The organism is Thioalkalivibrio sp. ALM2T (assembly GCF_000381505.1).
Classification (GTDB): domain Bacteria; phylum Pseudomonadota; class Gammaproteobacteria; order Ectothiorhodospirales; family Ectothiorhodospiraceae; genus Thioalkalivibrio; species Thioalkalivibrio versutus.
On sequence record NZ_KB906559.1, the window covers coordinates 88693 to 101134 of the forward strand.

Annotated in this window: 10 protein-coding genes and 1 pseudogene; 10 read left to right on the forward strand and 1 reads right to left on the reverse strand. The window is 59.5% G+C overall.

Annotated features, from left to right (window positions below):
* Positions 1-1244 precede the first annotated feature (1244 nt).
* On the forward strand, positions 1245-1409 hold the full coding sequence (locus tag F816_RS15120; RefSeq protein WP_196801673.1) for a DUF1153 domain-containing protein: 165 nt from the start codon (positions 1245-1247) through the stop codon (positions 1407-1409).
* A gap of 79 nt (positions 1410-1488) precedes the next feature.
* On the opposite strand, the pseudogene F816_RS15125 reads toward F816_RS15120, so the two are convergent.
* Positions 1489-1692: pseudogene (locus F816_RS15125) on the reverse strand (transposase); the annotation flags it as partial.
* A gap of 368 nt (positions 1693-2060) precedes the next feature.
* Here F816_RS15125 and F816_RS0106430 point away from each other — a divergent pair.
* From F816_RS0106430 to F816_RS0106470, 9 genes are all read left to right on the forward strand, one after another.
* Complete coding sequence (locus tag F816_RS0106430) at positions 2061-2858, forward strand: IS3 family transposase (RefSeq protein ID WP_019594023.1); 798 nt, start codon at positions 2061-2063, stop codon at positions 2856-2858.
* A 150-nt stretch (positions 2859-3008) separates the two neighbouring features.
* Complete coding sequence (locus tag F816_RS0106435; protein ID WP_196801674.1) at positions 3009-5297, forward strand: glycosyltransferase; 2289 nt, start codon at positions 3009-3011, stop codon at positions 5295-5297.
* Positions 5294-6679, forward strand: coding sequence for a LicD family protein (locus F816_RS0106440; RefSeq protein WP_231363387.1), 1386 nt, complete (start codon positions 5294-5296; stop codon positions 6677-6679). Before F816_RS0106435 ends, F816_RS0106440 begins: the two co-directional genes overlap by 4 nt.
* 282 nt (positions 6680-6961) lie before the next feature.
* Positions 6962-8086 (forward strand): LicD family protein, encoded by a 1125-nt coding sequence (locus F816_RS0106445; RefSeq protein ID WP_196801675.1) that lies wholly within the window; start codon positions 6962-6964, stop codon positions 8084-8086.
* A gap of 8 nt (positions 8087-8094) precedes the next feature.
* Entirely contained in the window at positions 8095-9432 is a 1338-nt protein-coding gene (locus tag F816_RS0106450; RefSeq protein WP_155998525.1) for a hypothetical protein, read from the forward strand.
* Positions 9433-9441: 9 nt separating this feature from the next.
* The gene (locus F816_RS0106455) at positions 9442-10239 is read left to right on the forward strand and encodes a glycosyltransferase family 2 protein (protein WP_081622672.1); all 798 of its coding nucleotides are present in this window, start codon (positions 9442-9444) and stop codon (positions 10237-10239) included.
* Positions 10240-10368: 129 nt separating this feature from the next.
* Entirely contained in the window at positions 10369-11310 is a 942-nt protein-coding gene (locus tag F816_RS0106460) for an SDR family oxidoreductase (RefSeq protein WP_026333161.1), read from the forward strand.
* Between the two features lie 245 nt (positions 11311-11555).
* Complete coding sequence (locus tag F816_RS0106465) at positions 11556-11801, forward strand: type II toxin-antitoxin system ParD family antitoxin (RefSeq protein WP_026333162.1); 246 nt, start codon at positions 11556-11558, stop codon at positions 11799-11801.
* Positions 11794-12084, forward strand: a complete 291-nt coding sequence (locus tag F816_RS0106470) for a type II toxin-antitoxin system RelE/ParE family toxin (protein ID WP_019594031.1) — start codon at positions 11794-11796, stop codon at positions 12082-12084. The genes F816_RS0106465 and F816_RS0106470 overlap by 8 nt, the downstream gene beginning before the upstream one ends.
* Positions 12085-12442: the final 358 nt, after the last annotated feature.

Genomic DNA, 12442 nt, shown 5'->3' on the forward strand with positions numbered 1-12442 from the left:
CCAAGAGTCAACGGGGGCGGTGAGCGGCATTCGGGTTGGTATATGTGTGGATGTGTTGAAAGTGTCAGAGGTTCATGTTCACGCTAGGTTCATTAATTCAATCTGCCGAAATCTGTTGCAGCATTATTCTGATATAGAAATCGATATAATTGCTACACATGAGCGTTTCGTGGCGACAATGCCGGTATTAGATAAGTCGTTCAATATCGGCCATCCGGAGGTTCTGAGAGAGGCTGTAACAAAGGACCTATGTGAAGAATATCCAAGTCGGTTCAGGTTTCATTGCTTTATGAGTCACGGTGTTGCTGGGTTGCTAAACACATGTAAAAGTATCATGAGCATGGATCTCGATCTGATTCTGTATGGGGGGGGTGCGAAGGGCTTGTTTTCCAATGAAAGTAAAGTTGTCAGGCGCGTGCTTTATGATTACGTTCCGACGGCGTTTTTCTTTATTCAGGCGAGCAATACGGTAGACAGATTCAATGACATGATCATTGCAAGGGGGGCATACGATATAAAAGGGGATTATGATGATGTCGAGGTTCGCGTTCAGCCGTACCCGACCTTCGGGAAGACTGCTTCGTCTACCGAGACGTGTGAGCGTGCGCATGACGAAGAGAAAAAGATAATTACGGCAAATGTGGGGTTCAGGATGGATCGTTTGTTGATTGATATGCCGGCTGAGGAAATGCAGTCCATATTAAGTATTCTGGATTCTGTAAAAGGGGCTAAATGGTATATTGTCGGTCTAAGCAAACCATGGAGTACGGTCATGCATCGGGCTCCATTATTGATGCGAGTTCTCCGTGGGCAGGTGGTGGTGCAGAAAACCCTGCCATTGAGTGAGTTTACCGGGCTGGTGTCCAGGGCGTCATTGTTTTTGCATTTGCGAGGGCAAACAGGCGGTGCCGGGGGCGCGTCTTTGGCCCGAAGGGCGAATGTTCCGGTGCTGACAACGGCCGATTCAGATGTTGCATGTGTTCAGCCTGAAGAGACAGTCTTTGCCGCCCATGAGACCGGGGAAATGGTTGAGAAGGCGAAGGCAATAATGAATGATGAGAATGTAAAGCGGAGGATCGTAAAGGGGCAGTGTGAATCTATGGAATATCATAGGGAAAATTCAACACGCGGTTTTTATACATGCATTTCGGATGCGATTGAAATAGGTCGTAAACGGCTGCAATGTTCTGGAGGTTCCGTCTCCAACGCGGCGCAGGGTATTGTGTGGCCAAGGGGAGGGCATTGTGAACGACGAAGCACCGGCGAAGCGGTGGACGGCGAAGCGGAAAACGGCGGTGGTGATGGATGTCCTGAACGGGAAGACCACGGTGGCCGAAGTCGGCCGCGCGAGTGACTTGACGGTCTCCGGCGTGAAGGGTTGGCTGGATCAGGTTGAGAAGAGCGAGTAGAACGCCTTTCTCGTCGCGCCCGCGGGACCTTCGGGGGGGCAGGACGAGACGGAGGTGCGAGCCCGAACTCCAGGAGGATGCCCCGGAGGCGGTTGGCCAGGGCGGTGCGCTCACTGATCCAGCCGCTGCGCTGGCGATGCAGCAATTGGAGGGCCTGGCGGTCGGCGGATTTGACGGGCACGTCCCGCATCGTCGGCCGTGTGGCGGCTTCGGCGATGGTCTCTGCATTGGTGTAGTTGTTCTTTTGGGATTTGACGTTCGGTTTGACGTATTGTGCTGGCAACAGAGACTCGATGTGACCGAACTCCTGGGCCTTGGGGCCGACATGTGGCGCACCGGCTCAGGCCTTCATCGCGATACGCGCCGCGGAGGTCTTGCCGAGGAATCGGAACAGCGCGGTGCGCGAGAAGGCGGGCCGCAGCAGCACCACGCTGTGCTTGGCCAGGGCGCAGACACGGAAGCGGGTCTTGGCAATTTCGATGGCAATGGCAATGGCAATGGCAATGGTTGCAGTGGTCAGGGTCCGTTCCTGCTGGTTGCCCGAAGGTTCGTTCTGCGCCCCTCAGGGTAGATAAGGAAGGGCGGACCATTCCATTAGTACAAACGCCTGCTCGACGACGAGGAGAACTCGTAAGGTGGGTGCAGGCGGAGATGGTGGCCGAAGGCCATGCGGTGTCGCTGTTGCAGCTGTGCCGCTGGCTCGGGATCCCGCGGCGCAGTGTGTACTACCGGCCCGTGAAGCAAAGCAAGCCGCTCAACGAGCTGCCGGTAGCCCGCATCAAGGCCAAGCTGGAACAGTTCCCGACCTACAGATATCGCCGCCTGGCGGCGATCCTGGGGCCCGACCGCAAGGCGGTCCAGCGGATCCTGCAGCGCAAGGGGTGGCAGGTCCGCAAGCGGCCCCAGGGGCACCGACCGCGGGCGAAAAGCCTGCCCTTGGTGGCCAGCTGGCCGGACGAACGCTGTGCCACGGATCTGACCCAGGTCTGGTGCGGCAAGGATTGTCGCGCCGCCCTGGCGGTGGTGATCGACTGCTATACCCGCGAGGTGCTCGGTTGGCGCCTGTCGAGCCGCGGCAGCAGCGCGACCGCCGAGGCGGCGCTTGAGGAAGCGCTCATCGAGCGCCTCGTAGTACTGCAGCGTGTGGCCCGTCCACTGGCCCTGCGCTCTGACAACGGCCTGGTGTTCAGCTCCCGGCATTACACGGCGACGGTGCGCGCCTATGGCTTGAAACAGGAGTTCACGACGCCGTATACGCCGGAACAGAACGGCCTGATGGAGCGCTTCTTCCGATCTCTGAAGGAAGAGTGCATCTGGCAACAGCGGTTCGAATCGCTGGGCCATGCCCAAGAAGCCATCGGCCAATGGATCCGGTACTACAACGAGCAACGGCCGCATCAGGCACTGGACTATGCGGCACCCAGGGCGCACCCGGCATTAAGCGCGTGAGGTGTGCAGAAAACAGGGGGTCATTACAACCTATGAGCTGCCCATGTCTGATGATCATAGAGAAAACGAACACGCGTTGGGAGAGTTGATCTGTCGTGTGATTGAGGATTGCGCTGAAATCAATTCCACGTCTGAATTGCGGAGGCGAGTGTGACTTCTTCGCCGAAAGTAAGTGTGATCATCCCTGTTTACAATGTGTCGAGCTTTCTTGCTCGGTTGTGGGATCGCATCTGCGATCAAACCTTGGGCGGTGTGGAATGGATCTTTGTCGATGATGGATCCACGGACGACAGCTTGACGGTTCTTGAGCAGTTCCGTAGCAAGGCGTCTGATGTAAAAGTCATCTCTCAACCAAATTGCGGTCAGGGTGTCTCCAGGAATGCCGGAATCCATGTGGCTAGCGGTGAATACATTGGGTTCCTGGACCCCGACGACATGTTTTCCGGATCTATGTTCTCGGAGCTGTACGCCGAGGCTCAGCGCCTGGATCTCGATGTCTGTGTGTGTTCCTACAATTATATCGATTCTGCAACCGGGAAGACCTTGAGTCGTCGCACTCACTGGGAGTCCGGTACATACAAGGGTCTTGTTGGTCGCGCCTTCGATTGGCGAGACATCTCCGACGAGCTCTTCTTTAATCAGAGAACCTGTTGGAACAAGATCTATCGTCGCCAGTGGCTGCTCGACCACGACATCACCTTCTCCGAAGACCGGATGTATGAAGACAGCCTTTTCTATTTCCTTGCGATGTACCACGCTCGGCGCATCGGCTTCATCGACAAACGGCTTTATAACTACCAGGTTGCTCGTGCGGGTGCTTGCAGCGCTCGGCCTGAACTGGCCCTCTCTTTCGGTAATGTGAGCGAGAAGGTATGGAGGGAGTTCAACAAGCGAGGCGTCGATGGCGCCTACCAGGGCCGTTTTCTGAGGTACGTATTAGTGAGAGCCGTGAATCTGCGCGAAAGGCTCACTTCTCGTAACGCCCGGGAGTTCGACCGTTCCATTCGAGCCTTTTTCAGAACGGTGGAAGAGGGTGGTTTGCCCGTCCGTTCTGCGTTGATCTCACCTACCTTGCGAACCCTGGGCCTGTTCGGTCGCCTGTATCGCCTCCAACGTCGCTTGGTGCGGCGAACCAGGTATCTTGTCTCGAAACTTTCTCGGTTGCCCTACTGGGTGAAGCGGCTATCGGGTCGTACTCCCTTGTTACCCAAGCCGGAAGAGGGCCAGCGCATCCAGGAACGATATGAGCAGGTCAAGGTGCGTTTGGCTTACCGGCAGTCCATCTGCCCATCACCGATTCGTGTTGGTTTTCTCGTCCGTGAGAGTGACAAGTGGACATCCAGCCGTCTGTTTGAAGTGATGGAGCAGGATCCTTGCTTTGAGCCGCTGATTGTGCTGAGCGTACACCGTTCGGTGACCAACACGGCACAGGCGTTTCACCGGACGACGATGGATGACAATGCGGCCTTCTTCGAGGCTCGGGGATTCACTTGTGTCGAGGCCTTTGACGCGGAGTCGAACGGATTCCATGATCTCAGAAGCTTTTCTCTGGATCTGCTCTTCTACGATCAACCCTACGGACTACCTGCCATGCACCGTCCGGAAAATGTCGCCTCGAGTATGTTGACGGCCTACATTCCCTATGGCTATGGCATTTACCTGTTCGACGAGACCATGCAGTTGACCCCTTCGTTTCTTTCATGCCTGTGGGCTGTCTATCTCGAGACAGACGAGTTCCTGGCCGATTGGGACCGTTCCGGGCTTCCTGCGGGTCCGCAGTATGAATTCACTGGGTATCCGAAGATGGATGACTTCCGAGGCGGGCCCTTCCCGAGCCACGGGGCGGATGAGCACCGGATGACGGTGATCTATGCCCCGCACCACTCGGTGGACAAGGGTCACCCCTATCCGCTGGCCACCTTCCAGTGGAGTGGCCGCTGGATGCTGGAGTACGCTCGCCGCCGCCCCGATGTCGACTGGGTCTTCAAGCCACACCCCAAGCTTCGCCACGCCCTGATCACCTCGGGCCTGATGACACCCGATGAGGTGGACCGCTACTTCGCGTCATGGGAGGAGCTGCCGGGCTCGAAGGTCCTCTCCGGTGGCGACTATTTCGATGAGTTCCGCCATTCAGACGTGATGGTGACGGATTGTGGCTCCTTCCTTGTGGAGTATCTGTTCACTGGCAAGCCGCTGGTCCGGCTCGTGAACGGGGGAGCGGGTCACCTGTCCGGTTTTGCTCAACGATTCATGGAGTACCACTATGAGGCGGAGTCCATCGCCCAGGCGCAGTCATGCCTTGATTCCTTGCTCTGCGGCGATGATCGTTTCGGTCGGGAGGAGCGCTTGAAACTGGTCGGTTCGGGCGCGGTCTCCGCCTCCGAGAGGGTCCGGGAGTCATTGGCTCGCACCTTTTCACCGGCGGGGAGCGATGCATGAGACGGTTGAAATCATGGCTTCGGGCGGTGCGCTCCAGGCGCACTCGTTGGGCGATGGCGGAGCAGCTTTGTTACGGCACTGCACGCCTTTTCGAGACGCTTTCGTTCTCCGCGCCGGCTGCTGTGGCCTTTTATCTGGCCCGCCAGTCACTGTTGCTGCGTGACGACAGTACGGTCTTTGTGCGGCACCTCCATTATGAGTTCTGGGAGCAGCGCGCGCGGCATCAGTCGTGGTTGCTCTCCACTCGGTTCGAGGATCCGCTGTTTGATTGCCGTGCCCGACAAGCGGGGGGCGGTGAGTTCAATGGTTCCGTGGAACCGTCGGCCACTGTCGGGGCCATGTTCACGGCTCTGGGCTTGAAGATCCACGGTACGTTCGCGTCAGGGGGCGATGAGCTGTCGGTTCTGGTTGATGGCCGTTTTCTGCGCCAGGTCGGGGTTCAGCGGCGCGGGGGTGGTCGGGGTCGATTTCAGTTCCATGTCCGCCGCGAGGTCCTCGCGGTTTTGCCATCTTCCTGTTCCCTGACTCTGGCGTTGCCCGATGGGCGGGTTCTCCCGTTTGGCAGGGCACCGGCGCTTGAGCTCGTCTGCCCCCATGGTACGGGCGCCCTGCCAGCGCTTCTGGATGCGGGGCATTTTGTCGACAAGAAGGGCTATCTGGTGGCACCGGATGCTCGGGTTGAGGTCGACCATGACCGCTACCTAGCCATCTATGAGCAGGCGCGGGCCTGTTTCGAGAACCAGCTTGGGCGGCCCCTGTTCCTGTTGTACGGCACGCTGCTTGGTTATGTGCGTGAAGGCGACTTCATCCCGGGGGATGATGATTTCGATGTCGGGTATTATTCGAGCGGCTCCACGGTGGATGACGTGCGAGAAGAGGCGAAACGACTGGTTGTGGAGCTGGTCCTTGCAGGTTTTGTTTGCAGCTTCAATCGAGCCGGGCGGTTGTTCCGCCTACGACGGATGTGCGATGGGCCCGGTGTCCACCTCGATGTTCGCCCCGTCTGGTTTGAGCAGGGGCATGTGTGGGCCCACAAGCAGGCATGCCTGCCCTTGACCGCTGAGGACTTTCTCCCCGCCGAAGAGGGGGGCTTGCGTGGCACGACAGTTCATCTGCCCCGGCATCCGGAGGGCTTTCTTGCGGCGTATTACGGTGAGGGGTGGCGTGTGCCTGATCCGGGCTATTCCAATTCGAGCACGCGGGTGCCGCGCTCGGTTAAAAGGCATCTGGAGCGTCTGTGCATTCGCCCGTCCGACTATTTTGCGATGCAGCGTGAGATCGAGCGCCGGCGCCCCGACCATCCCAATGCTGGCAGGCTAATTGCTGTTGGGCTTCACCGCCTCTACCCCCTAGACGAGTATACTGCGGCATGTGAATGGTAAGTAGGCGGCTGATGCGTGTCTTAGATCCGTTGGGTTGCAGCGTCGTAAATATCAAGCGAGAGGCCTTGTACACCATTGATTACAAACCGGATGCGGAATCGGCTGAATTTGAGACTTGCGTGGTGTTGGGTAGCCCTCAATACACTCGGATTTGTTAGGCGTTTGCTTTTGGGAGCCGATTCCCGGGGTTTGTTTGCGTACTCTCAGCAGTATGATTTTATAAGGGAACGTGTTGAAAGGTGTGCGCGGCGTCGCCTGTCGGAGGTGAGGGATCCGCTCTTCGTGTGTCATGCCCGCCCCAATGGCTCGTCGCGGGAAGGGGGATGGATTCTAACTGTTTTTACCGGCGGTTTTTTCGTGGAGTGGACGGCGTTTGGTATGCGCGTGTACGGGTTTCTACCCTGGCGGCGTCGTGGTTATGTGGATCTGAGGATTGATTCTCGTGATTTTCGTCGTGTGCCGATACGTAGGCTGAAGGGGATCTTGGGTTATTTCCACTACCACGTGCGGCGTGAGGTGGTAGAGCTTCTTCCAGACCAATTCGAGCTCTCAGTGATGATGGACAATGGACCTGTGGTTCCATTTCGTGGAGCGTCATCAGCGCATGTGGAAATCCCTCATGGCAATGGCACGCTCTTTGAAGTCCTCGATGCAGGTGGCTCGGTTAACAAGAAGGGGTTTCTTGCACCAACAGAGCAGGAACTGCGCGACCGGCAACAGCAGTATTTGGAGATCTACGATGAGGCCCGGAAGGTGTTTGACGAGGTCGTGGGTACGCCGTTGTTCCTGATGTACGGGACGCTCTTGGGATGCGAGCGCGAGGGTGACTTTATCCCCGGGGACGATGACTTTGACGTTGGGTACGTGTCCTATCGGACCGATGCGGATGCGGTTAGGGAAGAGACCCAGCAGCTGGTGGTTAAGCTGGTGCTAGCCGGATTCACCTGCAGCTTCAACCGCTCGGGTCGGTTGTTTCGGCTAAGGCGTGCCGGGGACGAACCGGGCGTGCATCTGGATGTGCGCCCTGTGTGGTATGAGGGTGGGCATGTCTGGGCGCACAAGCACGCTCATCTGCCGTTAACGCTGGAGGATTTTCTGCCGGTGGAGGAAGGGCGCCTTCGCGGTACGCCTGTGTACGTGCCAGCGCAGACGGTGCGTTTTCTGGAGGCGTATTACGGGGAGGGCTGGAAGGTGCCGGACCCTGGGTACTCCAATGCGGGCAAAGGCATACCGAAATTCGTGAATAGGAACCTGAACAGGGTCTGTATCCGGCCTTCGGAGTACTACGAGATGGCAGAGGAGATTGAAGCGAAGAGGGCCGATCATCCGAATGCGGGACGGTTGATCGCGACTGGGCTCCATCCCTTGTATCCGCTCGACGAGTACAACGCGAACTGCGAGTGGTAGAGGGATTGTTGAAACGCTGGTTGGCGATGGCGCGCGGGAGGCTTGCCGATTCGATTTGGGTGGATCGGTTGCTCCGCTTGGGAACGAAGGGTTTTCGGCGCTGGGTCCTTGGGCCGAAGTACCGGGCGACCAGGAGGCGGGTAGGTCATCGACTCAAGGAGTGTCCGGATCAGCCCGTTCGTGTGTTGTTTCTGGTGCGGGACAACGCCAAGTGGGGGGCGCAATCGGTCTACGAGGCACTTGAGGCGGATCCGAGGTTTGAGCCGGTCGTGGCCGCAAGTGCGTTGCGTCAGGCTGTCGGTGCACCGCCGGGACGCTATACCAGTGCGGGCGAGAACTTCGAGTTCTTCAGGCAACGGGGCATGCGAGCCGTGCAGGTGTTCGATGATGCATCGGGTGCGTACACGGATCTTCGGGTACTGGAACCGGATGTCGTGTTCTACGACCAGCCCTATGGTTTACCGCGCATGCACCGGGCCGAGACCGTGGCGAGGTTCGCTCTCACCTGTTACATACCCTATGGCTACGGGATCTATCTGGCGAAGCGCTCGGCCCAGTTGGGGGGCGCTTTCCTGCCACTGGTGTGGGCGGTGTTTCTGGAGCGTCCTTCGTTTTTTAAGGGACAGGAAGATGCATTCCCTCGCCTGGCGAACGCCCGATATTGCGGTTACCCAAAAATGGATGGGTTGTTGAAGCACGACACCGCGCCAATGGGGATATGGCCGAACGGGGAAGTGGAAAATCGTAAGCGGGTGATCTTCGCTCCACATCATTCTTTGGCGGAGGACCATCGCGGTCGCTACGCGACATTCGGGTGGAGTGGTGAGTGGTTGCTGGCCTACGCACGAGAACATTCCGAAGTCGACTGGGTGTTCAAGCCACATCCGCTTCTGCGGAAGGCCCTCGTCGAGAATGGACTGATGTCGGATGAGGAAGCGGACGAGTATTACCGAAGCTGGGCAGCCTTACCCAATGCGGCCGTGTACACAGAGGGTGATTATCTCGGCATTTTCGCGAGCTCGGATGCCTTGGTGACAGATTGTGGCTCCTTCCTTCTTGAGTATTTATACACAGGACAGCCCTTGATTCACTTGGTTAATCCGAACGCTAGCGGCTACAGCCTGTTTGGGGAGCGGGTCGTAGAAGGATTCTACAAGGCGGCGGATGTGGTGCAGCTTGAGCGACATCTGGAGGAAGTGGTGTTGGCCGGAAACGATTGGATGGGGGAAAGGCGATTACGAATCGGTTCTGATGACATACAACCGGCGGGTGAATGCGTGGGAGATGTTCTAAGGCGTGAACTCTTGCCACGGAATGACCGAAGGGATGTAGCAGCTGGTGGCTGAGTTGAATGAATGAAGCCTGAAGTGTCCATCGTAATGCCTGTTCATGACGCCGAGGCGTTTTTGGAGGAGGCCGTGGCTTCGGTGCAGGCGCAGACCCTGGAGGCCTGGGAGCTTCTGGTGGTGGACGATGCGTCGATGGATGCGTCGGCGGAGCGGGTGGCGCGGATGGCAGGCGAGGATGAGCGCATCTGGCTGATTCGGCTGGCGGAGAATGGCGGCGCGGCGATTGCCCGGAACACGGGGATTCGCGAGGCGCGGGGGCGCTACATTGCGTTTCTGGACAGTGACGATCGGTGGTTGCTCGGCAAGCTGGAGCGGCAGCTCGCGTTCATGCAGGCGCGTGGGGCCGCGTTCTCGTTTACGGCGATGGAGCGGGTGGACGAGGCCGGTGCGCACCTTGCCTGGGCCGGGGTGCCGGAACGAGTGGGTCACTCGGATCTGCTGAAGACGAACTACGTAGGGTGTTCCACGGCCATGTACGACACCGCCCTGGTGGGCAAGGTGGAGATGCCGTTGATCCGCCGGCGGCAGGACTACGGGCTGTGGCTGAAGCTGCTGCGGCAGGTGGATTACGCCTTCGGGCTGAACGAGGCGTTGACGCAGTACCGCGTGCGCGCGGGCTCGGTGTCTTCGAACAAGCTGGATACGTCGCGGTACACGTGGCGGGTGTACCGGGACGTGGTGGGTCTTTCGCTGCCCGAAAGCGCCTATTGCTACGCGCACCAGACGGGCCGGGCGCTGCTGCGCAACCGCTTTCCCTCCGTCGCCCGCCGGCTCGGACTGCTGCACCCGGTCGGGAGTGCCTGAGGAATTCGTGTGGGGGTGTGTTGTGGGTGAGGCGTTCGCGGCCGAGGCCGCTCCTACAGGACCCGGGGTGGGCTCGGGTTCGGTGGGAGCGTGCTTGCACGCGAATGCTGCTCGGTGCGGGAGGGAAGCGTGACGCGGCGTGTGCTGGTTACGGGAGCGAATGGCTTTGTCGGTTCGGCGGTGATGGGTGCGCTCTGCTCGCGGGGCGACATCGAGCCGGTGGGGCTGGTGCGACGGCTCGAGGGCGCGGCGGGAGACCTGCAGGCCTGCGGCGACCTGGAGGTGGTGTCGGACTGGCGGCCGTTTCTCGAGGGTGTGGATGCGGTGGTGCACTGTGCGGCACGGGCGCATGTGCTGCGGGATGAGGTTGAGGATCCGCTGGCGGTGTTCCGGTGGGTGAATGTAGATGCGACGTTGTTCCTGGCACGGCAGGCGGCAGAGGCGGGCGTGCGGCGGTTTGTGTTTGTGAGTTCGATTGGTGTGCTGGGGCGCTCGCAGGAGCGCCCCTTTTTGTTTTCCGATCCGCCAAACCCGCAGGAGCCGTATGCGGTGTCCAAGTGGGAGGCGGAACAGGGGCTTCGGGGCCTCGCTCGAGAGACCGGAATGGAGGTGGTCGTGGTGCGTCCTCCTTTGGTGTACGGGCCAGGGGCGCCGGGGAATTTCGGACAGTTGTTGAAGTGGGTGGCCAGGGGGGTGCCGTTGCCGTTGGGTGCGGTGTCTAATCGACGGTCACTGGTGGGGCTGGATAACCTGGTGGATCTGCTGGTGCGTTGTGTGGAGCATTCGGCGGCTGCGGGGCAGACGTTCCTGGCCGGGGATGGCGAGGATGTCTCCACCACGGAGTTGCTGCGCCGGGTGGCGCGGGCGATGGATCGGCGGGCGCGGTTGGTGCCAGTTCCGCCCGGGGTGCTGCGGACCGGGGCGCGACTGGCCGGCAAGGGCGAGATGGCGCGGCGGTTGCTGGATTCGCTGCAGGTGGATATTGCGCATACGCGGGAGACGCTGGGGTGGGAGCCGCCGGTGTCGTTGGATGAAGGGTTGCGTAGGGCGGTGGCGCCGTTGGTTCGCTAGGGGTTGGTGGTTTTCGGGGTTTGGCGGGGGCTTCGCGTGCGAGCACGCTCCTACAGGTCTCGGGCTGCTTGTAGGAGCCTGCTTGCAGGCGAAGGTTTTGCTGGATCGGGCGCGGGCAGGGGCTTCGCCGGCGAGCCGGCTCCTACAGGGGCGGAGGCTTCCTCTGGCGGAGTGTCCTATTTGGCGTGATAATGAAGTCATAGTGTGTAATTAATCATACTATTGATGCTTTTATGGAGGTCGCCATGGGTACTGTGCGCAAAACGATCACTCTGACGGATAACCAGGACAGTTGGGTCAAGGCGCAGATCGAAGCGGGGCGCTACACCAATGACAGCGAGTACATTCGGGACCTGATTCGGCGTGAACAGGAGCGGAGTGCGGAGGTTGAGGCATTACGTGCTGCACTGGTCGAAGGTGAAGCTAGTGGTGAGCCAAGGGCTTTCGACGCTGACGCGTTCAAGAAAAAAATGATGGAGGCGCATGGGTGAATATCGCCTAACCCCGGCCGCTGAGCGCGACCTTGAGGCGATCTGGACGCATACCGCGCAGCAATGGGGTGTGGTGCAAGCAAACCGCTACACCGATTTCTTGTCGGCGGCCTTTGGCGATTTGGCGAAGGCGCCGGAAACTGCTCCTGCATGCGACCCCATACGCCGGGGTTACCGCCGGCGCCATGTCGAGCGGCACATGATCTACTTTCGCGTCACTGATTACGGGGTGGCGGTCGTCCGCATTCTGCATGACCGTATGGATGCTCCACGCCACCTGTAGGGCGCCCCGAGGTGGGAGCCGCCGGACTCGTGGGATGAAGGCCCGCGGTGGGTGGTGGTTTCGCAGGCTCGGTAGGTTTGGTGGTTTTCGGGCTTTGGCGGGGGCTTCGCGTGCGAGCACGCTCCTACAGGTCTATCGCTGCTTGTAGAGCCTGCTTGCAGGCGACGGTTTTGCTGGATCGGGCGCGGGCAGGGGCTTCGCCGGGTAGCCGGCTCCTAAGGGGGAGGTGGCTTCCGTGGGTGTGGGAGGCCAGCCTTCTGGCCGATGGGGGTTTGGCATGCGCTGGATCGGCGAGGGGGCTCGCCTGCTACAGGGTCGCGGCGGATTATGTGGGTTGGTAATCAGATTTACAAATTGC

Coding starts and splice junctions, on each gene's coding strand:
- F816_RS0106430 (WP_019594023.1), top strand. CDS start 2,061: ATGGTGGCCGAAGGCCATGCGGTGTCGCTGTTGCAGCTGTGCCGCTGG.
- F816_RS0106440 (WP_231363387.1), top strand. CDS start 5,294: ATGAGACGGTTGAAATCATGGCTTCGGGCGGTGCGCTCCAGGCGCACT.
- F816_RS0106455 (WP_081622672.1), top strand. CDS start 9,442: ATGAAGCCTGAAGTGTCCATCGTAATGCCTGTTCATGACGCCGAGGCG.
- F816_RS0106465 (WP_026333162.1), top strand. CDS start 11,556: ATGGGTACTGTGCGCAAAACGATCACTCTGACGGATAACCAGGACAGT.
- F816_RS0106470 (WP_019594031.1), top strand. CDS start 11,794: ATGGGTGAATATCGCCTAACCCCGGCCGCTGAGCGCGACCTTGAGGCG.